Origin of the sequence: Cereibacter changlensis JA139 (genome assembly GCF_003034985.1) — a bacterium.
Classification (GTDB): domain Bacteria; phylum Pseudomonadota; class Alphaproteobacteria; order Rhodobacterales; family Rhodobacteraceae; genus Cereibacter; species Cereibacter changlensis.
The window spans coordinates 1-723 of the sequence record NZ_PZKG01000396.1; the positions used below are offsets into that span (position 1 = coordinate 1).

Genomic DNA, 723 nt, shown 5'->3' on the forward strand with positions numbered 1-723 from the left:
AAAAATGCCGCGGCACTTCAATTGTCCAAGGTAGAACGCACCGAAGATCAGAAGCGAACCTTCAAGAATCCAGATGATGATTGTCGAGGTCCTTGGAAGGCGGAGAATTTGTCTGCCGGGAAGTTCTATTCTGCTGGACAGTTCGAAATTGAGGGACCAACAGGGAAAAAATTCCTACCACCGAAAAACCGATACTGGCGCTGCAACCAGGAAGTTTATGAAGGCTGGCTGGCGGACGGACGGATAACCTTTGGACTTAAAGGGGACGGTCGACCGATGTTAAAAAAGTTCCTTCGAGAGATGGATACCGGTTTGCGTGCAAACACTTGGTGGGGACATGAGGAGGTCGGCAGCAATAAGAATGCCAGCACAGATTTGAAAACGCTTTTCCCGGGAGAAGAAGTGTTCGCGACACCAAAACCCGAAACTTTGCTGCACCGCATTATTTCACTCAGCACGAAGGAAGATGATCTGGTTCTCGACTCATTTCTGGGATCGGGCACTACCGCAGCTGTAGCCCACAAGATGAAACGACGCTGGATAGGTGTCGAAATGGGAGATCACGCTCGAACTTACTGCGCCCGCCGTATGGAAAAGGTCATTGCGGGCGAAAAAGGCGGCATCTCCAAGGATGTGGGCTGGACCGGCGGCGGCGGCTTCCGATTCTGCCGTCTGGGTCAAGCAGTCTATGATGCCGAGGGGCGGATCGACCACGCTATCCGC

Annotated in this window: 1 protein-coding gene; it reads left to right on the forward strand. The window is 52.7% G+C overall.

Annotated features, from left to right (window positions below):
• A partial coding sequence (locus C5F48_RS24315) for a site-specific DNA-methyltransferase (protein WP_146170778.1) occupies positions 1-723 on the forward strand: 723 nt, incomplete at both ends.